Raw genomic sequence first — 20,786 nt, forward strand, 5'->3', positions numbered from 1 at the left:
TTCCTCCTTCGCTCTGCGTGAGCTGTTGAGGATCTATTGGATCCAGCGAATGCCAGTATCTGGCCTGGCATCGTAAGAGGCGCACGCAGAGGAAGAGGGCGTCAGCGTGATCTCGCGCTGCTGAGGCCCCCAAGCGGGATGACGGTGCTGGCCCGTGTGCTGTCGCTGAACGTCCGCCGCCCGCGCCTGGACAATGACCTGTGAGCGACCGCGGAGCGGCACTTCGATGTAGCCCAACTGACCGGTGGCGATGGAGATGCGTGTCACGGTGGACACCTGCGTGGGTGCCTCACGAACTGTCGAGCCAGTCGAACTACTTCATCAAACCGCTCGCCGCGTGCAGCAACACCCCAACCAGGCCGCCGACCAGCGTCCCGTTGATGCGGATGAACTGCAGGTCGCGCCCGATCTGCAACTCGATCTTCCGTGACGTGGCGTCGGCATCCCAGGCCGCGACCGTGCTGGCAATCAGTCGCGCCACTTCCTCGCGCGCCTGCTCCACCGAGTAGGTCACGAGCTCCACGATCCAGCCGTTCACCTTCTCGGCCAGCACCGCGTCTTCCAGCACCTTGTGGCCCAGGCCCGTGAGCCAGCGCTCAATCTGATCGGGTTCGCGCTCGGCGTCGTCAGCGAGACGCGCGGCATAACTGCCCAGTCGGCCCTTCACATCGGTCCACACTTCGCGCGAGAACTCGGCCACTCCCGGATGGTTGAGCACATCGAGCTTGATCTGCTCGGCGCGCGCCATGGTTTCCGGATTGTCGCGCAGATTGGCCACGAAACGCTCCACGGCCTCATCGTAGCGCTGTCGCAGTGGATGGGCCGGGTCAGCGGCGACTGCCACCAGCGTCTTCTCCACGCCGCTCACGATCTTGTCGCCAAGACGGTCCTCCACGGCCCCCGGCACCCACCACGGGCTTTCCTTGCGGATGCGATCGCGAATGAGCTCCTCGTTCTCCTCGAGGAAGCGCGCGGCGAGGCGCAGCGCATCGTCGAGCAGGGCCTGATGACGCCCACCCGTGGTGAGCAACTCGAAGGCCCGTGCAACCAGCGGACCGGCCTGCATGGCGCGCAGTCGCGACACGATGCCCTTGTCCACGAGCGCCTGCACATCTTCGTCACGCATCACGTTGACGGCGCCCGACAGGCCGTGCGCCGCTGCCGTGGCCAGGCGCCGGGAGTTCTCCGGTCGCGCAATCCACTGCGCCGCCTTCTCACCCAACTTCATGGCCGACAGCTTCTCCTGCACCACTTCGCGCGTGAGAAAGTTGCGTTGCACGAAGTTGCCGAGGGCGGTGCCAATGCGATCCTTGCGCGAGGGCACAATGGCCGTGTGCGGAATGGGCAGGCCCAGCGGATGGCGGAACAGGGCCGTGACCGCAAACCAGTCGGCCAGGCCGCCCACCATGGCGGCTTCGGCAAAGGCGCGCAAATAACCGATGGCCGGATGGTGCGCTTCGTAGATGCGAGCCACCACGTATACAATGGCCACGACCACCAGCATGGCCGACGCCACGCGCTTCATGCGCACAAGACGCACCCGACGAATCTCGTCGTCAGGTGTGATGCGCAGGGCGGCGGGTAACGCCGTTGAGGGCAGCGCCGCTGAGGGCTGCGCCGTCGAAGGCAGAGCCGCCACGGGCTGCGATTCCGGCGAGCGGTCGGTCACCACACGCGGGTCAGCGAGTGGCGGCGGCGTCGCCTACCTTGATGCCGCGCGGGTCGATGGGGGCGGCGGTACCGGCCGGAAGGTCCATGTAGAGCACTACGGGATGGCCGCCAATCTGTTCCAGCGCCAGCGTGACCGTCCGCGCGCCATGCGTCTTGCTGGCAGGCACCTCGTAGCGGCGTGTGGTGGCACCGGCGGGGACATCCACCCGACCCAATCCGTAGCGACGACGTGCCGCGTCGCCCATCAGGTCGAGAAAGTCCGCCGCTTCCACTGGGTTGTCCCAGGTGGTGGCCCATACAAAGGCATCCGTCTGACCGTTGCGAACCACGGCAAAGCGGTCGCCCGCGAGGCCGGTGGCCCCGCGCACGGCCAGCGCATCGTTCTTGAGATGCTGCACCAACGCGAGACGGGTTTCGAACTCGCCGAGTGTGTTCTCGAAGAACACCGTACCGCTGCGCGGCGCGGGCAGCGTGACAGTGCGCGCCATGAACCGCTCGGCAGGCGTGGGCGCGAAATAGGCGTCGTCACGCAGCACCTGCCGCGTGGACGTGGGCAGATCGGTCAGCAGTTCCTTTTCCGGTCGCTTTTCGACAAAGCGACGCACGAAGTCGGCCCCGCCAAGGTACGGGAACAACAGGCCCTCACGAATGGTGCGCGGCGCAGAGCCAAACACGGGCATGCCGACCGACTGATCGCGAATGAGATCGCGAATGCGCTCCCATCCGCCCGGCATGCGCAGCGCCGAGGCCGAGTTGGGATCGATGCGCAACTGCATGTAGACCGCCTGCCCTTCCAGCACCGACTGTGCGGCCGTCTGCCGGTCGGCATCGTCGGTGCGGCCCTGAATGCTATCGATGGGCACATACTGGTCCTGCAAGGCATGCACCAGTTCGTGAGCTACGGTTTGCCGCAGTAGAAGATCGGGGGCGCCATCCACCACGTACAGCACGTCGGTGGCCGGATCGTAGTAGCCCACGATCTGTTCCTCGAGCAATCGCTGCAGCAGCGGCGCCATTTGCATGGTGTCGGGTATCTGCCCGAGCAGGCGATACACCACTTCGAGACCGGCGACCTGCGTGCGACCACGTTCACTTTCGAGCTGCTGGCGCACGAAGCGTCCCACTTCCTCCTTCGAGCGCCGCTCCACCTTGGGCGGTGTCTTGAACGGGAGTCCCAGTTCCTTTTCGATGCGCGGCACGAACTCCGCGACCAGCTCAGCATAGGGTCCATCGCCGGCCTTGGGCTTCTCGCCGCAGGCAGCCAGCAGCGTCATCGTGGCCAGTGCGCCTGCGGCCACAACGCCAGCGGACAACGCCCGCGCGGCGAATCGGACGGATGCGCGCGTTGGCGCGCCGCGGCTCTGCCGCGTCGTCGGGAGTGCCATGGACTTCAGGGAATGAGGATCAGGCCGGAAGCACGCGCTGCAGGTACCACGTCATCAGCGCCTCTCCCCAAAGCAAGACCAGGAGCGCAGCGGGCGCAAGGAACACACCGAAGGGCACGTCGGGAAACTCGAACTCCTCGCCACGACGGCTGCTGCGGATTTTGACAATGGGTCCGACAATACCCACGAAGACCACGGCGCCCAGGAACGCGCCCGCCACAATGGTGAGCAGCGAGCGCTCGGCGCCTACCGCGGCGCCCACCACGGCCATGAGTGTCGTGTCGCCAAAGCCCATGGCTTCGCGCTTCATGATCACTTCGGCCAGCCAGCCAATGATGGTGATGGCTCCGGCGCCCACGCAGGCGCCGATGACCGACGGCCAGGCCGCCGCAAACCGGCTCTCCTCACCCACGAACACATTGGCGAAGGAGAAGGCCAGCATGAGAAGGAGGCCCGACACCGTGAAGCCGTCGGGAATGAGATAGTGCTTGGCATCGGTGATGGCGATGCCGAGCAGAATGGTGGCAAAGAGAGCCACGCGCAGTGCTTCGAAGGTGAGACCGAAGGTCCACACGGACGCCATCCACCCGAGCGCCACCACCAGCTCCACCGCCGGATACTGCACCGAAATGGGCAACGCGCAGCCACGACACTTGCCGCGCAGCATCAGCCAGCTGAGCAGCGGGATGTTCTCGTGCCAGGCAATGGGGCGGCTGCAACGTGGGCAACGTGAGCGCGGCGACACCACACTCAATTCTTCCGGCCAGCGCGAGATGCAGACGTTCAGGAAGGAGCCGATGGAGGCCCCGACGACGAAGGTCATGAACAGCACCACGCCCACCATGCCGGGCACGAAGAGCGGCGCAGCCGGGTCGAGCAAGGGCGACTGCGTGAACGAGGCCTGCAGCGCGGCCAGCACAGAATGGACGGACATGCTCACAGGACGATCAACCGGCGGCCGGGTATCCCGAGCGGCCTCCACGAAAGGCCATGGCGTACAACAGGATGCCGGTGGCCACCCCCACGTTGAGCGACTCGACGCCGGCGGCCATGGGCACGGCCACCGTACGCTGGACGGACGCGGCCACGGCTGGCGTGAGGCCGGCGCCCTCGTTGCTGACCACGAGCGCCTGTGGCGCCGCCACCTGATGCAGCGCGAGTTCCGGCAGCGGGGTGCCATCCATGTCGGCCGCCCAGAGGGTCACGTCATGCTGCGCCATGAACCCGGCGACCGTCGTCCAGTCGAGCAGGTATACCGGATGGGTGAACAGCGCCCCCATGCTGCCTCGCACGACCTTCGCGTTCCACACGTCCACGGTGCCCGGCAGGGCGAACGTGGCCCGTACCCCCATGGCCGCCGCCGTGCGGACCACCGTGCCCACGTTCCCCGGGTCCTGCAGGGCGTCGAGAACCAGAAAGCGGGTCCCGTCGACAAAGGGCGGCGCCGGCATCTCCCACGAGGGAATGGGAGCGATGGCCAGGACCCCCTGCGGCGACTCGGTATCCGCCGCCTCCTGCAGCTCGCGGGCCGAGACCGTGGCCACGGCAATGCGGCGCGCGTCACACATGTCCAGCACGGCCCGTACCCGCTCGTTGCCCTGGGCGTCGTCAGCCAGCAACAGGCCCTGCACTGCCAAGCCGCTGGCCAGCAGCGATTCCACCGTGCGCACGCCCTCGGCCACGAACAGTTGCTGCCGCTCCCGGGCTTTGCGGCGCTGCAGGTCTCTGGCAAGCGTCAGTAACTTCACGGCATCCTCAGGGGTATGATGCGTGGTGCCGGCACCGACGCCGACGCCACCCACACAGCTACCGCACACAATACGCGTCCATCGGCCATGCGCCAATCCGTCCTGCTCGCCTTGAGTCTCGTGCTGACCACATCCTGCGTGCCGAGTACGCCGGAGGAAGTGGCCATGGGGAACGATTACGCCCAGCAGATCGAGCGGCAGCTCCCCATTGTGCGTGACCCGGAGATCGTGCGCTACATCAACGTGCTCGGCGACAGCATCGCGCGCGTGGTGGACAACCGCGAGCTGACCTGGCGGTTCAACGTGGTGGACGAGGCTGAAATCAACGCCTTTGCGGTGCCGGGCGGACACATCTACGTGAACCGCGGGCTGATCGAGCGCACCACCAACATGTCGGAACTCGCGGGGGTGCTGGGCCACGAAATTGCCCATGTCACGCAGCGGCACAGCATGAAGCAGATGGCCGCCGCGCAGCGGGCCAACATCGGCCTCAGCCTGGGGTGCATCCTCGCCCCATCGGCCTGCCAGGGACTGGCTGGCACCGGTGTATCGGCCGTGGCGCAGCTGGGCTTTGCCAAGTTCAGCCGCGACGACGAAACGGAAGCCGACCGCTACGGCGTCAAGTATGTCACGCGCAGCGGCATCGATCCGCGCGGCATGCCGTCGATGTTCCGCATTCTGCTGCGCGAGCGCGATCGCAACCCGGGCAGCGTGGAAGGCTGGTTTGCCTCACACCCTGTCGAGGAATCGCGGGTGCGCACCACCGAAGAAGAAATCGCCAAGATCGACCCGGTGGTGCTGTCCTCACTCACGCGCGACACGCCGTCATTCCAAGCGTTCAAGCGGCGGTTGAGCAGCCTGCCGAGAAGCGCCAGGCCCCGCTGAATCTGCGCGCCTGCGTGTCAGGCGCTTGTCGCCGGCAGGCGCCGCACGAACTCCGTCACCAGCGCCTCAAAACGTGAAGCCACGGCGCGGCCCGCTTCCATGACTTCCTCATGGTTGAGTGGCACGGGCGAGAGCCCGGCTGCGGCGTTGGTAATGCACGAGACGGCGGCCACGCGCATGCCCAGCGCTCTGGCCACAATTACCTCGGGTACGGTGGACATCCCCACCGCATCCACGCCGAGTCGCTCGAGCATGCGCACTTCGGCCGGCGTTTCGTAGGTGGGCCCCAGCAGGCCGCAGTACACGCCCTCCTGCAACGGCACCTGCACGGCGCGCCCTGCGGTGTGCAGCAGAGCACGCAGGTCGCGATCGTAGGGATCAGACATGTCCGGGAAACGTTCGTCTCCTGGCTCGGACGCCCCGATGAGCGGGTTGCGGAACATCAGGTTCATGTGGTCGGCAATGACCATGAGGTCACCGGGCGCGAAGGTGCGCCGCACACCACCGGCTGCATTGGACGCGAGATAGACGGGTGCCCCCAGTGCGTGCAGCACGCGCACCGGGAAAGCGGCCAGCGCCGCGTCGTGCCCCTCGTACATGTGAAAGCGACCCGCGAGCGCCACCACCGGCATGCCACCCAGCGTGCCCACCAGCAACTGACCGGCATGTCCGGCCACCGTGACTACCGGGAATCCGGGCACATGGGAAAACGGAATGCGCAGCGCGTTGTCAATGCGATCGGCCAGACCACCAAGGCCTGAGCCCAGCACGATACCGGCCACTGGCGGGCGCCAATTCGCGCCAACACGCTCCCGTACATACCGCGCGGCCTGCTCGGCGGCAGCAGCGCCGAAGGCCGACTGCTCCTGTTGACTTGTGATGCCGGTCATGCGGCAGCCTCCATGCGATGCAACGACTCCGGGGTATCGGCCAACAGCCGCGCAATATCGCGCTGTGCCTGTTCCTGTAGGCTTCGGCGCTGCGCCAGCGGCAGAAAGGCCGCACCGAAGGCTGCGACTGCCAACCGACCCAGTGTCGCCAGGTCAAACCCGAGATGCTGCATGCAGCCCAGGTACTCGTCGGTGAGTGACACGCCGCTGACAAGGCGATTGTCCGTATTGAGTGTCACGACGGCGCCGAGCGACACGTAGCGGGCGAGCGGATGCGCGGCAAAGGTTGGAACGACCCGCGTCTGCACGTTGCTGGTGGGGCAGACCTCGAGCGGGATCTGTCGGTCCACCACCCAGGCTTCGAGTTCGGCGTCCTCGTGCAAGCGGGTGCCATGCCCTATACGCAGTGCGCCGCAGCGATGCACCGCCTGATGAATACTGTGCGCGCCATCGCCTTCACCGGCGTGCACGGTGACGGCCAGATTGTGCGCCCGTGCATAGTCGAACGACGCAGCATGCTGGTCCGCCGTGTTGCCCGCCTCTCCGCCAGCGAGATCAAAGGCCACCACGCCACGGTTCCGGTAGGCCACGGCCAACTCCGCCATCTCCTGGGTGTGCGGCGCGGGCAGGCTCCGCAGCGCGCACACAATGGTGCGCGCGACGGTGCCCGTTTCACGCTCCCCGCGTGCGAGGCCCTTGAGCACGGCGTCCATGACATCGGTCAGCGAAAGTCCGCCGTGCGTGTTGAGCGCCGGACAGAAGCGCACCTCGATGTAGCGCGTGCCGTCGAGTGCGGCATCGAGCACCAGCTCGTGTGCCACCCGCTCGAGCTCCGACGCACTCTGCATGACGGCCAACGTCGTCGCAAAGCGCGCGAGATAGGATTCGAGATCAGCGGCGTCGTCGGCGCGCATCCAACGCGCCAGATCCGCCACCGTAGTCACCGGCAGAGCGAGACCGCGTGCCTGCGACAGTTCGAGCAACGTCCCCGGCCGAAGCGACCCGTCGAGATGGCAGTGCAACTCCGCCTTCGGCAGACGCTGCACGATTTCCGCGAGCGCGGCGTGGCTCACGTTGTCTCCTCAGTCGCCCGTTCACGCTGCGCGACTACGCGGAAGATGGCCCCGCTTGGCGGCTGCGTATCGGCCTCAATGGGCAGGCCACGACTGTCCGTGAGACGAAGGCGGCCGGCCTCAATGCCTGCCGCGTCCTCAGGGAACAGTGCGCGTACCGCGTCGAGCGCCGTGCTGCCAACCGGCACCGACACGCCCCGCTCGTTCACGAAAACCCGGATCTCTGCGTTGGTCATCAGTTGCTGCCCGAAGTGAGCGGACGGAACCGCGGTGTGCTGTCCGCGCGAATGGGTTGCGGCAGTCGCCGCAGATATTCGGAGAAGGCGTCGATGTCGCGCACGGTCGTGAATTCGGTGGACACCGCACGCGACATGGTTTCGCGGAAATCGTTCTCCACCATGAAGTCGTTGAACACCAGCGTGTAGATGCGCGACGGATTCACCGGTCGGCCGGCGCTATCCTTCACCGCCACAATGCGCTGACCACGCGGGCGCGACAAATCGAAGTCCACGAGGAATCCGCTCATGTGCACATCGGGACCACGATCGTTGAGCGCCGTCTCCAGCATGAACGGCAGGTCGCGTCCCCGCACGCGCACCCGTGCCAGCAGATTGCCGAAGGGCACCACATAGTGCACATCGCCGAACGTGAGCGGCCCCGCGCGCAGGTCGGCACGAATGCCGCCGTTGTTCCACAGCCCGGCGTCGCCCTGCCCCATGACGCGCATGGCATCGGCCAGCAGATTGCCGAGTGCATACTGACTGCCCGTACGCCGCAGCGGCTCGGCAACGCTGCCAACCGGTTCGGTGAGCTTGCCGCGCACCCGAGACACCGAGACCGCCACAATCGAATCAAGCTGCGGGTGCGCCCCGCTTACGGAATCGCCTCGCACGGCCACGATGGCGCTGCGTGCCGCGCCGCCGCCCAGCGGAATATCGATGACGGCAATGCCGCGTCCGCTGGAGGTCGGCTCCACGGCCGGCATGCCAGCAAAATCGAGCGCCAGATTCACGTGGGCGTGCCCCATCACGTAGGCATCGGGTCGATCGGCCCCGAGAGCGCCGAGTCGCTGACCGATCTCGATGCCGCTGCCGCTGCACACGGTGGGGCGATCGCGCTCACAGCGCCCGCCATCGTGAATGACGGCCACCACCACCTGCGCGCCAGCAGCGCGCAGGGCCCGCGTGCGTTCGGCAAACAGCGGCACCGGGTCGAGGAAGGTGAGACTGCCCACCTTGCGCCGACTGGCGGAGCCCGGCGTATGGGTACCGGCCGCACCAACAATGCCGATCTTCACACCGCCGCGATCCACGATGGTGTCGGCACGCAACCACGCGGGCCGCTGCCCATCCGGTCCGCGCACATTCACACCCAGTACCGCGTGCCTGAGCTCAGCAATGCGCTGGCGCAGCGTATCCTGGCCGAAGTCGAACTCGTGATTGCCGAGCGCACCGGCCGCCACGTCGAGGCGATTCATCACGTCAACCGTGGGACGGCCACCAGCCCAATCCGAGGCTGGGGTGCCGGTGAACATGTCGCCCGCGTCCACCACCACATGCTGACAGGCAGGTGCTACACACTCCGCCTGCAGACGGCGAATGGCCGCAGACAGCGCCACGGCGCCGCCGACGGGATTGTTGCCCTGATCAAACGAGGGACGCAGTGCGGCGTGGAAATCGCTCATGGCAATGACACGCACCACGGGCGCCGACGCGGTGCCCACACGGCGCGTGCTCCCAGCGGCACCGAGCGCCCGCCCACCCTGCTCCGCGCTCCGATTGCGGCGCTGCTCGGCAATGGCGAGAGGGCGCACGGCCTCCGGTTCGATGGACCAATTGCGCTCGGCGTAAGTGGCAGGGTCGAGTGTGCCAACCCGCTGCACCTCTTCAATCAGCAACTGCCGAATGTCGAGGCCCTTGTCATGCACCACCGGCGCGCCGGCCAGCATGGCGTAACCACCACCGCCCCCCTGCCGATAGTTGTTGAGGGCCAGCGTGAAACGGTCATCGGGCTGCACAGCCCTGCCCTTCACGGCAAGACCAACGATGCGCTCACCGAGCGGCTTGCGCAGGTCAATGCGGTACGTGGCGCCGGCGACCACATCGAAGTTGAAGCCGGGCACCGACGGGTCCACCAGGCCGCCACCCGGGACCTCACCACCACCAGTCAGCGAGCGGTAGTAGCGCGTGGCGTGTTCTAGAAATGCCTTGAGCTGCGCGCCGCTCACTTGAACGGCCTTGAGCGTGTTGTCGTACGGATACAGGCGCGAGATCTCGGCCAGCGTAATGGCACCGCTGTCGAGTCCTGCTTCGAGGGAGAACACGGCGGTGGCCGACAAGTCCGCGCCTGCCGTCCGCCGCATGACTTCGTTCACAAAATCAGTGATGGGCGCATCCACCACGCGGGCACTGTCTGCCGTCCACGCCGTGGTCGTGCGGCCAACAGGCGTGGTGACCCACTCGAGGGTGTTGCGGTGCGAGGTGGCAGCGGCCGAAAGCACGGCGGGATGCTCCGCGTGACCAGCCACGCGCACCGACGCCCCGCGGTGACCCGTCACGCGCCAGCGACCCTTCTGCTTTTCGAGACTCAGCGTGGCCACACCCACAGAGCCCGCCCAGTTGCGCGGCTGCACCACACGCACGCCGTTGATGACACTGTCCACGACTTCGCGATGTGAGTGACCAAACACCACCACATCGAGCCCCGGCACTTCGTGCGGCAAGCGTGCCGCAACATTTTCCGACGGCAAACCGGTGGCGACGGTGTCGTAGCTGGCCGGCTCGTTCAACCCGGAATGCACCAGGGCCACCACCACGTCGGCCTTTCTACGCCGCGCCTCCGCGACGCTGGCCTTGATGGCCGGCACGATGTCCGTAACCGTCAGGCCCGCGGCCGCCAGATGTTCGCGATCCCACACCATCGAGCCGGGCGTTGTTCCGCCGACAATGGCAATACGCACGCCGCGCCGAGTGATCATGGTCCATGGCGCCACAAACAGCTTGCCCTTCGCGTCGCGCACATTGGCGGCGAGGAAGGGAAATCCGGCCTGACTGACCGCTCGCTGCAGCTGCGGCACACCGTAGTTGAACTCGTGATTGCCCAGCACCGCCGCGTCGTAGCGCATGACGTTCATGGCCGCGATGACCGGATGCACCGGCGTGGGACGCACCCGGGCGGCCACATACGTGAGCGGGTTGCCCTGCAGGATGTCGCCGCCCTCCAGCAGCACCACCCCGTCCGGGTTGGCGCGCCGAAGTGAGTCGACGATGGTGGCCGCGGCGGCCAGTGAGTGGCCCGGGTCCGCGGCGTTGGCGTAATAGTCCCATCCACGCAGCCGGCCGTGCACGTCGGTGGTGGCGGCAATGAGCACTTCCGTGCGGGATTGGGCCTCAAGCTGGCCCGCCGAGGTCTCCCCCGTGCCGTACTCAGCCCAAAGTGGCTGCCCAAGCAGGAGGGCGCCGACCGCCAAATGCCGAAGCCCCAGCGGGGCCCGGACCGGGCCGTTCCGGCCCGTGTCGCCATGTGTTCGTCCCATAGGGGAATGCTAGTCGGTCCGCCCGGGGACGTGGAGGCCAGCTTGCCCCCCCTTCACCGGGCCGCGAACTTCCCGTGACACGCTGCCGTCGGTTCCGGGCCACCGATACAGACTTGTTACCCCGTCGTGGCGGTCCGGTCACGACTGACGTCGAGGTTGGTGATCGTGTCGTGGACGAACCGGAACTTCCGCCTATGAAACCGTTGATCATCGGCATCGCGGGCGGGACCGGCTCGGGGAAATCCACCGTGGCCCGCAAGGTGGCGGAGGCCCTCCCCGAAGCCTCTGTGGCGTTCCTCGAGATGGACGCGTACTACCGGGACTTCCGGCATCTCTCACTCGACCAGCGGCACCAGGTCAACTGGGATCATCCGGAGGCCTTCGACGTTGACCTGCTGGTGACCCACCTCGCGGCGCTGGCGCGCGGCGAGGGGGTGGACATGCCGATCTACGAGTTCGCGTCGCATGCCCGCAGTCCGCACACGCGGCGGATCGAACCGGCAGATGTCATTGTGCTCGACGGCATCCTGTTGCTGGCCGATCACGGCGTGCGCGGCCTGTGCGATGTGAAGGTGTTCGTGGATGCCGATGCCGATGTGCGCCTCATCCGGCGCATCCGGCGCGACACGGCGGCCCGCGGGCGCACGCTCGAATCGGTACTCGACCAGTACCTCACGACCGTGCAGCCCATGCACCTGCAGTTCGTGGAACCCAGCAAACGCTACGCCGACGTCATTGTCCCGCGTGGCGGCAGCAACACGGTGGCGATCGAGATGATCGTTGCCAAGATCCAACGGCGTCTGCACCCGAACGGGGCGATGCCGACCCCACTGCACACGATGGCTGTGCCGGTGGACCCCGGACCGACCTGATCCTTCGATGAATCCAGCGCCGAGCAATCCCGATCGCATTCTGGTGGTGGACGACGAGCCCGAAATCGTCGCCCTCGTGGCCTATCACCTGGCCAAGGCCGGCTATCGGGTGTCCACGGCCTCGTCCGGCCAGGACGCGCTCGAACTCGCGCGCCGCGATCGCCCGTCGCTCATTGTGCTCGATCTCATGCTGCCCGGTATCTCGGGGTTCGATGTGCTGGAGCAATTGCGCGCTGATGACAGCACACGGGACGTGGCTGTGCTCATGCTCACGGCGCGCCGCGAAGAGCCCGATCGCATCCGTGGCCTGTCACTCGGCGCCGACGACTACCTCACCAAGCCCTTCTCACCAGCCGAGCTGGTGCTGCGGGTGGCAGCCATTCTGCGCCGCACCGGCAACACGGTGCCCACCAGTGCCGACGCCCTCGTCATCGGCCCGCTGCAGATCGATCGCGCCGCCATGACCGTGCGCGTGAGCGGCGAGCATGTGGAGCTCACACCAACCGAGTTCAAGCTGCTGCTCACGCTGGCCGAACGCCGCGGCCGGGTGCAGGGGCGCGGCCACCTGCTGGAAACGGTGTGGGAGGCGGCGCCCGATATTCAGACGCGCACCGTCGACATGCACGTGCAGCGCCTGCGCACCAAGCTCGGAAGCGCCGGTGAACTCATCGAAACCGTGCGCGGATTCGGCTACCGTCTCCGGGCCACCCCATCGCGCGCCAGTTGACACGCGCCCCGGCGTGCATCCGGGTACATTGACGCCGTGCGGCTGACTCAACGACTGGCGTTCAACAGCTTCCTCATCATCGCGTTGCTCATGGCGCTCGTGCTCGCCGCCGTGGAGTGGCGCGTGCGCCATCACGTGCGTGCCGAGGAAACGACGCCCGCGGCCTACGACCGCAGCAACGACGAATTGCTGCGACAGATCCGTCGGGACATCGGCATTGCCGGTGTGGCCACGCTGGTCATCGGGCTCATTCTCGCGCGCGCCCTCGCGCGGCCGGTGGCCCGGCCCATCGAGGAACTGCGCGACATCGCGCGCGCGCTGGCCGCCGGCGACCTCTCGCGTCGTCCCTCGCGCACCATAACCGGTGGAGAGGTCGGCGATCTGGCCGAAGCGCTGCGCCGCATGAGCGAGCAGCTCGAGACCCGGCTCTGGGAGTTGCAGTCGGAAGAGGCGCTGCTCGTCGCGCTCACCGAATCGCTCAATGAAGGCGTCGTGGCCGTGGACGCACGGAAGCGCGTCGTGCGCATCAATGATCGCGGTCGACAACTGCTCGGCTTGCGTCAGACCCTGCCCTTCCCCTTCAGCGAACTGCCGTCGGTCGCGGGCCTGCAGGATTCCCTGCAACTCGTGCTGTCCGGATCCGCCACCATCGTGCGGGAAATTCGCGTAGACGAACGCACCATGGTGCTGACCGTGCGCCCGCTGCGCGGCGGCGGAGCCGTGCTGGCCCTGCTTGACTTGACCACCATTCGTCGCCTCGAAACGGTCCGCAGCGACTTTGTGGCCAATGTGTCACACGAGCTGCGCACGCCGCTTACCATCATCAGCGGCTTCGTGGAAACGCTGCAGGACGACGACCTGCCTCAGGAACTGCGCCATCAATTCCTCGGCATGGCGGCGTCCAATGTGCTGCGCATGCAGCGCATCGTGGATGACCTGCTGGATCTTTCGCGCATTGAGTCGGGCGGATGGGTGCCGGATCCGGACTGGCTCGAACTGGATGCTGTGGCCACTGAGGTGCTGGCGCCAATGCAGCAGCGTGCCCAGGCCAAGGGCGTGCAGCTTCGCACAGAGCTGAGGGCGCCGATGGTCTTTGCGGACCAAACCGCGGCGCGGCAGATCCTCAGCAACCTGGCCGAGAATGCCCTGCGTCACACCGCCAGCGGCAAGGTGGAGCTTTTTTCGCAGGTCGAAGACGACGGCACCTGGATTGGCGTGCGCGATACCGGCAGTGGCATTGCCGCCGAACATCTGCCGCGCATCTTTGAGCGCTTCTACCGGGCCGACCCCGGCCGCTCACGCGAGGCCGGCGGCACCGGCCTCGGTCTGGCCATCGTCCGCCACCTCACCGAGGCGCACGGCGGTCGCGTACGCGCAGAGAGCACCGTGGGTGCCGGTACGACCATTGCCGCCTGGTTCCCGACGCCGGCCTCGGGTCCGTACAGTGATCCGTTCGAGGACACCGGCCGACACGAAGGCCAATCGGGCTGACCGCTACTCCGACTGACGTCGCGGGCGCCGACCGGCAAAGGCCTCTCCAACAAGACGCGGCAGAAGCACCGCCGCCGGCCCCTCGAGTGGCAGGATGCTGGGGCCCTTGCGCTGACCTTCCATGGTGGGATTGACCACAATCACCGTGGCGCCATGGGTGGCGGCAATCCACGGCAACGACGCCGCCGGCTCCACCACATTGGATGTCCCAACCGACAGGAATACGTCGCAGGCAATGGCGGCCTGACGCGCCGCCTCGAAGGGTCCCATGGGGATGGACTCGCCGAACCATACCACATCGGGGCGCATGGGCGATCCGCAGGTCGGACATGGCGGCGGCTCGGCGCTGGCCGGTTCGGCAACCTCCACGGAACCCGCGCAGCTGGCACTACAGCGCATATGCAGCAGCGAACCGTGCAGGCGGATGATGTCCCGGCTCCCGGCCCGTTCGTGCAGGTCGTCCACATTCTGCGTAATGAGCGTGGCATGCGACACCCGCTGCGCCAGTGAGGCCAGGGCCAGATGGGCGGGGTTGGGTTGCGCTGCCCGCACGGTGGACCGTCGCCCGGCATACCACTGCCACACACGGCCCGGGTTACTGGCAAACGCCCCGGGCGTGGCCAGCTCCTGCGGGCTGAACTGGGCCCAGACGCCAGTTTGCGCCTCACGAAACGTGGGAATACCGCTTTCGGCCGAAACGCCGGCCCCGGTCAGCACGCAGACATGTTCGGCCGACCGCAGGGCTCGGGCGGCAACGGCAAGCGATTCCGCCCGCGTTTGCGGGTCGGTGGGCGGGGGCGAAGCGACGCGCCGCCGCGGCAGAGTCGGATCTGGTGGCACCATACTGTCGCGACAATACAACCGAAGGGCCGTCCGCACCAGACGGGCGAACGCCCCATACCACAATTGCCACCGCCCAGCGCCGCCCCCGGCCCGATATCCCGTCGTGTCCTGCCGAGGTCTTTGTCACAAGCGCGCACGGGGAGGGCCCACGGCCGTGACCGATTCGTTGCACGCCCGTGCGCTGATCGAGACGTGAGTCACGGAGCTTTGACGACATCCGCCCGACCTCGTGGGGTCGGCCGTTACGCACCGCTTCTTTCATCACGACTCTCCATGCGGACTTACGTCAAGGTGTTCTCCCGGATCGCGCGTCGCTCGATGCCTGCGACCCTGATCGCCGTCGTCCCCGCGCTGCTGCTTGCTCTTTCCGTCTCGTCTCCCATCGGCGCGCAGGGCGCTCCGACGGCCGGAGCCACCGGTCGCATCACCGGCCGCGTCGTCGACGCGGCGAGCGGCCAGGGCATCACCGATGCCGGCGTGCAGGTGGTGGGCACCACGCTCGGTACGCAGACCGGCGTCGACGGCCGCTTCAGCATCGCCAACATTCCCGCCGGTACCGTCACACTGAATGTGCGACGCATCGGCTACGGACCCAAGACGGTCACCGGCATCATCGTGCCGGCAGGTGGCACGGTCGAACAGTCGGTCTCGCTTTCTGCCGCTGAACTGCAGCTCGCCGCGGTGAGCGTGACCGCGACCAAGGAAAAGGGTACGGTCAACGAAGCCCTCAATCAACAGAGGAACGCCACCAACGTGGTGAACGCCATCACCGCTGAACAGATCGCGCGTAGTCCCGATGGCGACGCAGCCGCCGCTGCGCAGCGCGTGAGCGGTGTGACCGTGCAGGACGGCAAGTATCTGCAGGTGCGTGGCCTGAGTGAGCGTTACACCACCGCGTCGCTCAATGGCGCGCGCATTCCGAGCCCGGAGCCCGAGCGCAAGGTGGTGCCACTCGACCTTTTCCCGGCGTCGCTGCTGCAGGACGTCACCACCAGCAAGACCTTTACGCCGGACCAGCCGGGTGACTTCGCCGGCGCGAACGTGAACATCCGCACGCGCGAGTTCCCGGCGCGTCGTCAGATCAACTACTCCTCGAGCTTCGGTTTCGGAGACCGGGTATTCCGTCAGTCGCTGCCCTTTGCTCCGCGCGCCGGTGGCGAGCTGTTCGGCATGGCCTCGTCCAATCGTCGCATCCCCTCGGCCATTTCCCAGGCCAACTTCCTGGGCAATGTGAGTCAGCAGCAATTCAACCAGATGGCGCTTGAACAGCGCAACGTCTGGGCGCCGACGCGGCGTGACGGCGGAATGAACGGCTCCTTCGGCCTGTCCACGGGTGGCAACACGATTCTCGGCAAGCGCATCGGCTACGTACTGAGCGGCAACTACGGCTACAGCGAGGAAGTGCGCGCCAACGAGCGCTACGCCATCGGCAATCAGGGAGCGAACAACACCGTCGTGCCGCTCACCGAACTGCGTGGCCAGACCGGCCGCAGCAGCGCGCAGTGGGGCGGTATTGCGAATGTGTCCACGTTACTCGGCAAGAACTCGCGTCTGTCCCTCAACAGCACCATCACGCGCAGCGCCGACAACGAGGCCCGCACCGATCGCGGTTTTGACGAGAACCTGAACGACAGCATTCAGCGCACGACGCTCCGCTATGTGGAGCGCGGCGTGGCCACACTCACCGGCAGCGGCGAGCACCAGTTGAGTGAGCGCAACAAGACAGCCTGGCAGCTTTCGTACGGCAACACCTCACGCCGCGAGCCCGACCGCTCGGACGTGGTGTACGTGCGCGCCCCCGAAGGCGGTTACCAGATTCTCGCGTCGCTGGACGGTGCGCGTCGTCTGTACTTCGACCTCGAGGAGAACAACCTCACCGGTCAGGTGGACCACACGCTGGCCATCGGCAACGTCGCCAACCAGAACACGCTCAAGGTTGGTGCCTACCTGCGTACCACCGACCGCCGCGCGGACGCACCCATCTACGCCTTCATCTCGCGTGCCTCGCAGGACGTAGTGCGTCAGTCTCCCGATGTGATCTTCGGCGCCGGTCAGGCCTGCGACGGCTGCAGCAACATCAACGTGCAGCCCATCGGTCAGGCCGGTTCCTACTCGGCTGACGATCGCACGGCGGCTGCATATCTCATGGCTGACTGGGGCCTCACCAGCCGCACGCGCATGATTGCCGGTGCGCGTGTGGAGCAGGCGAAGATCGACGTCGCTGCCAGCACGCAGGGTGGCTTCACCACCAACGCCGCGCTCGACAACACCGACGTGCTGCCGTCGCTGCTGCTCAACACGCGCCTCACCGACAATCAGAATCTGCGCTTTGGCGTGACGCGCACGCTTGCCCGCCCCGAGTACCGCGAGCTGGCACCGGTGACGTTCCGCGATGTGCTGGGTGGCGTCAGTGTCACGGGCAACGCCAACCTCGTGCGCTCGCTCATCGACAACGTGGATCTGCGCTGGGAAGCCTTCCCGAATCCGGGTGAAGTGCTCAGCATCGGCGTGTTTGCCAAGCGCTTCGATCGACCCATCGAGCGTCTCGAGCAGGCGACGTCGGGCGCCTATCAGGCGCGCTTCCAGAACGCCCTCAGTGCCACCAACTACGGTGTCGAGCTCGAACTGCGCAAGCAGCTTGGCTTCCTCGGCACCTGGGGTGAAGCGTTCACCGGCTTCAGCAACGTGACGCTCATGAGTTCGCGTGTGAAGCTCGACTCGACGGGCGGCCTCACGGTGACGGACGCGCAGCGTCGCCTCGTGGGTCAGGCCCCGTATGTGGTGAACACCGGCCTCACCTACAGCAACCTCTCGGGCAGCACCAACGCCACGCTGCTCTACAACGTGGTGGGTGAGCGCATCACGGCTGCCGGTGTCGTACCCCTGCCCAACATCGTGGAGAAGCCGCGTCACCTTATCGACCTGTCGCTGCGCATTCCGGTGGCTGGCAGCCTGTCGGCGCGCGTCGATGCGCGCAACCTGCTCGATGCCCGCACGCGGTTCATGCAGGGCAACCTCGAGCGCGAAGGGTTCAACAGCGGCCGCAGCTTCTCGATGGGGCTGAGCTGGCGGCAGTAAAGGCGCGCCGGGCCAGGTGCCCGGTGTGACGCTCGTGACAGTGTGATGCGCATGGCCCGGCACGGTGACACAACCGTGACCGGGCCATGACGCTTTCGCCATATGAGCCAGCGTGATTGTGGTGAGCGGTGTCGACCTGCCGATGCCACGTGTTCCCCAAACCTGGATATCCGATGACGATGACTGCGCGCTTCCGCGCCCTCGCCCTCACCACGCTGGCCGCATTTGCACTGGCGGCCTGCAGCGATGATGAAGACGGCCCCACGACGCCGCCGACGCCGACCAACGGCTCGCTCGCTGTCACCATCTCCGGCTTGCCGACGGGTACGACTGGCACGGTCACCGTGACGGGCCCGAGCAACTTCACGCAGACCCTCACGGCCACGCAGACGCTGAGCGTGGCTCCGGGCAGCTACTCGGTGTCCGCTGCGCAGGTCACCAGCGGTACGACGCGCTACAACGCCACCATCACCGGTTCGCCGGCTACCGTGACGTCGAACGCCACGGCCAATGTGACCGTGGCCTACGCCGTGGCGCAGAACCCCACGGTGGTACTCTCCGGTTCCATTTCCGCCAATCGCACGCTCACGCCCGACACCAACTACGTGCTGCGCGGCTTCGTGTACGTGAACAGCGGCGCGACGCTCACCATCAACGCCGGCACGCGCATTGTCGGTGACACCACGGCCCTCGGCTCCGCGCTCTTCGTGCTGCGTGGCGCGCGCATTCAGGCCAATGGCACGGCCACCCAGCCGATCGTCTTCACCTCGCAGCGCGCGCCGGGCAACCGGTCGCCGGGTGACTGGGGTGGTCTGATCATCGTGGGCAACGCCCGCGCCAACCGCACCGGCAACGTGATTGTCGAGGGCTCGAACGGCTCGGTCGTTGGCGCCGACCCGAACGGCATCGTGTACACCGGCGGCACGGTGGACAACGACAACAGCGGCACGCTGCGCTATGTGCGCGTGGAGTTTGCCGGCTATGCCACGCTGACGGACGCCGAGCTCAACTCCTACACCTTTGCCGCCGTGGGCAGCGGCACGACGGTGGAATACGTGCAGGCGCTGGCCGGCCTCGACGACAACTTCGAGTGGTTCGGTGGCACGGTGAACGGCAAGTACCTCGTGTCCTACGAGTCCGGTGACGACCACTTCGACGGTTCCGAGGGCTACCGCGGCCTCAACCAGTTCATGATCGGTCTCCAGAGCACCTACCTCACACCGCGCGCCGGCGCCGGTGCGGTGTCCAGCGATCCGCAGGGCTTCGAGATCGACGGCTGCAACGGCGGTGGTTGCGTGGCGCCGAGCGGTGCCAATGCGCAGAGCGCCGGCCGCGACGAAGGCCTCTGGAACATGAACGTGTTTGCCAACTTTACCCTCATCGGTCCGGCCTCGGGCGTGACGGTGCCGGGCAGCGGCGGCGTGGGTGCGGTCTTGCGCCGCGGCACGGGTGGCTACTACCTCAATGGCGTGATCGCGCGCTGGGGCCGTGGCGGCATCTCGCTCCGTGACTCCACGACGAACAACCGCTTCCAGGTGGACTCGCTCATCGTGCGCAACCTGTACTTCGCCGAGAACGGCGGTCTCGTGAACGGCAACAACTTCGACGCCGCTGGCAGCAACTTCGGTCAGGAGTCGGCCTTCACGGCCCGCAACTCCAACATCGTGGTGGGTGCGAGCACGGTCACGGCCAGCAGCCTCTTCACGGCACTGCCTGCCACGCCGACCAACGGCGCCAGCCTCGACTGGTCGCCAGCCGCCAACTCGCCCATCGGCACGGGCGGCCTGGCCAGCTTTGCCAACGATCCGCGCATCGCGGCGCGTGTCGGCACCTTCATCACCCCGACGGCGTACCGCGGCGCTGCGGCGCCGGGCGGCACGAAGTGGTGGGAAGGCTGGACCAACTACGCCCGCAACTGATGACCGTTCGACTGCAGTCCGTTCGCCGCACACGGGGTCTCCCGTGTGCGGCGTTCGTTCTTACCGCAGCCTTCTCGGCCTGCGGCGGGAGCGACAACGACTCCGCGCGCACCGCCGCGGATTCACAGGCGGCCCATGTGGCCGAAGTGGCAGCAGCCGGTGGGGTGGTCGATTCCATTCTGCCCATGGCTGAACAGCTTCGGCGTTTTCGCGAAGGGATGACAGCGCCTGATGGCCTGCGCAGTGCCGAAGGCTCACGCGATGCCCTGGCCGCACGCTGGCTCCGCGCCATTGCCGAGAGCGATACCACCACCCTCAATGCACTGCTGCTCGACCGGGCGGAGTTCGCGTATCTGTATTTCCCGAGCTCGCCCATGGCGACGCCACCATACGAGGCGCCGCCGCAGTTGCTCTGGGGGCAGATCCTCGCCAGCTCCAACGATGGCCTGCCCAAGATGCTGCGCCGTTTTGCCGGCAAGTCGCTGTCTGCGCCCACACTGAGTTGCCCGGACTCCGGTGTGGTGGAAGGCGAGAATCGTACCTGGAGTCGCTGTGAACTGTCGTTCCGGGTGAACGGCGCCGAGACTGTACGCGGTCGTTTCTTCGGCACCATCGTCGAGCGTGGCGGACGATTCAAGTTCCTCGGTTACGCGAACGAGCTGTGACGCG

Annotated in this window: 16 protein-coding genes; 7 read left to right on the forward strand and 9 right to left on the reverse strand. The window is 66.8% G+C overall.

The window, feature by feature from the left end:
* Window positions 1-313 precede the first annotated feature (313 nt).
* From B2747_RS01270 to B2747_RS01285, 4 genes are read right to left on the reverse strand one after another with little or no spacing between them, the layout of a single operon-like run.
* Window positions 314-1,669 carry a DUF445 domain-containing protein gene (locus tag B2747_RS01270; protein ID WP_291155781.1) on the reverse strand — a complete coding sequence of 452 codons (1,356 nt, stop codon included), beginning with the start codon at window positions 1,667-1,669 and terminating at the stop codon, window positions 314-316.
* Window positions 1,670-1,679: 10 nt separating this feature from the next.
* A complete protein-coding gene (locus B2747_RS01275; protein ID WP_291155784.1) occupies window positions 1,680-3,056 on the reverse strand; it encodes a hypothetical protein in 1,377 nt (458 codons plus the stop codon).
* A 19-nt stretch (window positions 3,057-3,075) separates the two neighbouring features.
* Complete coding sequence (locus B2747_RS01280; RefSeq protein WP_291155787.1) at window positions 3,076-3,990, reverse strand: prepilin peptidase; 915 nt, start codon at window positions 3,988-3,990, stop codon at window positions 3,076-3,078.
* A 13-nt stretch (window positions 3,991-4,003) separates the two neighbouring features.
* Window positions 4,004-4,804 carry a TrmH family RNA methyltransferase gene (locus B2747_RS01285; RefSeq protein WP_291155790.1) on the reverse strand — a complete coding sequence of 267 codons (801 nt, stop codon included), beginning with the start codon at window positions 4,802-4,804 and terminating at the stop codon, window positions 4,004-4,006.
* A gap of 87 nt (window positions 4,805-4,891) precedes the next feature.
* Here B2747_RS01285 and B2747_RS01290 point away from each other — a divergent pair, with 87 nt between their 5' ends.
* Window positions 4,892-5,689, forward strand: a complete 798-nt coding sequence (locus B2747_RS01290; RefSeq protein WP_291155792.1) for a M48 family metallopeptidase — start codon at window positions 4,892-4,894, stop codon at window positions 5,687-5,689.
* A 17-nt stretch (window positions 5,690-5,706) separates the two neighbouring features.
* Here the strand turns inward: B2747_RS01290 and B2747_RS01295 are convergent, their stop codons facing one another.
* Genes B2747_RS01295 through B2747_RS01310 form a run of 4 tightly spaced genes read right to left on the reverse strand, consistent with a single transcriptional unit; the run spans window position 5,707 to window position 11,187 of the window.
* Entirely contained in the window at window positions 5,707-6,579 is an 873-nt protein-coding gene (locus B2747_RS01295; RefSeq protein ID WP_291155794.1) for a purine-nucleoside phosphorylase, read from the reverse strand.
* A complete protein-coding gene (gene add / locus B2747_RS01300) occupies window positions 6,576-7,652 on the reverse strand; it encodes an adenosine deaminase (protein ID WP_291155796.1) in 1,077 nt (358 codons plus the stop codon). The genes B2747_RS01295 and add overlap by 4 nt, the downstream gene beginning before the upstream one ends.
* Entirely contained in the window at window positions 7,649-7,888 is a 240-nt protein-coding gene (locus tag B2747_RS01305) for a hypothetical protein (RefSeq protein ID WP_291155799.1), read from the reverse strand. The genes add and B2747_RS01305 overlap by 4 nt, the downstream gene beginning before the upstream one ends.
* Window positions 7,888-11,187, reverse strand: a complete 3,300-nt coding sequence (locus tag B2747_RS01310; RefSeq protein ID WP_291155802.1) for a 5'-nucleotidase C-terminal domain-containing protein — start codon at window positions 11,185-11,187, stop codon at window positions 7,888-7,890. Before B2747_RS01310 ends, B2747_RS01305 begins: the two co-directional genes overlap by 1 nt.
* Before the next feature lie 194 nt (window positions 11,188-11,381).
* Between B2747_RS01310 and udk the strand changes: the two genes are divergently transcribed.
* From udk to B2747_RS01325, 3 genes are read left to right on the forward strand one after another with little or no spacing between them, the layout of a single operon-like run.
* On the forward strand, window positions 11,382-12,059 hold the full coding sequence (gene udk, locus B2747_RS01315) for a uridine kinase (RefSeq protein WP_291155804.1): 678 nt from the start codon (window positions 11,382-11,384) through the stop codon (window positions 12,057-12,059).
* 7 nt (window positions 12,060-12,066) lie between these two features.
* Window positions 12,067-12,786, forward strand: a complete 720-nt coding sequence (locus B2747_RS01320; RefSeq protein ID WP_291155807.1) for a response regulator — start codon at window positions 12,067-12,069, stop codon at window positions 12,784-12,786.
* A 36-nt stretch (window positions 12,787-12,822) separates the two neighbouring features.
* On the forward strand, window positions 12,823-14,277 hold the full coding sequence (locus B2747_RS01325; RefSeq protein WP_291155810.1) for a sensor histidine kinase: 1,455 nt from the start codon (window positions 12,823-12,825) through the stop codon (window positions 14,275-14,277).
* A 3-nt stretch (window positions 14,278-14,280) separates the two neighbouring features.
* On the opposite strand, the gene B2747_RS01330 is transcribed toward B2747_RS01325, so the two are convergent.
* A complete protein-coding gene (locus tag B2747_RS01330) occupies window positions 14,281-15,120 on the reverse strand; it encodes an SIR2 family NAD-dependent protein deacylase (RefSeq protein ID WP_291155813.1) in 840 nt (279 codons plus the stop codon).
* A 318-nt stretch (window positions 15,121-15,438) separates the two neighbouring features.
* On the opposite strand from B2747_RS01330, the gene B2747_RS01335 reads away from it, so the two are divergent.
* From B2747_RS01335 to B2747_RS01345, 3 genes are all read left to right on the forward strand, one after another.
* A complete protein-coding gene (locus B2747_RS01335) occupies window positions 15,439-18,198 on the forward strand; it encodes a TonB-dependent receptor (protein WP_291155816.1) in 2,760 nt (919 codons plus the stop codon).
* Between the two features lie 173 nt (window positions 18,199-18,371).
* Window positions 18,372-20,117: a hypothetical protein gene (locus B2747_RS01340; protein WP_291155819.1), complete on the forward strand. Its 1,746-nt coding sequence runs from the start codon at window positions 18,372-18,374 to the stop codon at window positions 20,115-20,117.
* Window positions 20,117-20,782, forward strand: a complete 666-nt coding sequence (locus B2747_RS01345; RefSeq protein WP_291155822.1) for a hypothetical protein — start codon at window positions 20,117-20,119, stop codon at window positions 20,780-20,782. Before B2747_RS01340 ends, B2747_RS01345 begins: the two co-directional genes overlap by 1 nt.
* Window positions 20,783-20,786 lie beyond the last annotated feature (4 nt).

The organism is Gemmatimonas sp. UBA7669 (genome assembly GCF_002483225.1).
GTDB lineage: Bacteria > Gemmatimonadota > Gemmatimonadetes > Gemmatimonadales > Gemmatimonadaceae > Gemmatimonas.

Excerpts from the sequence above, each read along its gene's own strand:
- B2747_RS01275 (WP_291155784.1), bottom strand. The coding sequence starts at position 3,056 with ATGGCACTCCCGACGACGCGGCAGAGCCGCGGCGCGCCAACGCGCGCA.
- B2747_RS01280 (WP_291155787.1), bottom strand. The coding sequence starts at position 3,990 with ATGTCCGTCCATTCTGTGCTGGCCGCGCTGCAGGCCTCGTTCACGCAG.
- B2747_RS01290 (WP_291155792.1), top strand. The coding sequence starts at position 4,892 with ATGCGCCAATCCGTCCTGCTCGCCTTGAGTCTCGTGCTGACCACATCC.
- B2747_RS01295 (WP_291155794.1), bottom strand. The coding sequence starts at position 6,579 with ATGACCGGCATCACAAGTCAACAGGAGCAGTCGGCCTTCGGCGCTGCT.
- B2747_RS01305 (WP_291155799.1), bottom strand. The coding sequence starts at position 7,888 with ATGACCAACGCAGAGATCCGGGTTTTCGTGAACGAGCGGGGCGTGTCG.
- B2747_RS01310 (WP_291155802.1), bottom strand. The coding sequence starts at position 11,187 with ATGGGACGAACACATGGCGACACGGGCCGGAACGGCCCGGTCCGGGCC.
- udk (WP_291155804.1), top strand. The coding sequence starts at position 11,382 with ATGAAACCGTTGATCATCGGCATCGCGGGCGGGACCGGCTCGGGGAAA.
- B2747_RS01320 (WP_291155807.1), top strand. The coding sequence starts at position 12,067 with ATGAATCCAGCGCCGAGCAATCCCGATCGCATTCTGGTGGTGGACGAC.
- B2747_RS01330 (WP_291155813.1), bottom strand. The coding sequence starts at position 15,120 with ATGGTGCCACCAGATCCGACTCTGCCGCGGCGGCGCGTCGCTTCGCCC.
- B2747_RS01335 (WP_291155816.1), top strand. The coding sequence starts at position 15,439 with ATGCCTGCGACCCTGATCGCCGTCGTCCCCGCGCTGCTGCTTGCTCTT.
- B2747_RS01340 (WP_291155819.1), top strand. The coding sequence starts at position 18,372 with ATGACGATGACTGCGCGCTTCCGCGCCCTCGCCCTCACCACGCTGGCC.
- B2747_RS01345 (WP_291155822.1), top strand. The coding sequence starts at position 20,117 with ATGACCGTTCGACTGCAGTCCGTTCGCCGCACACGGGGTCTCCCGTGT.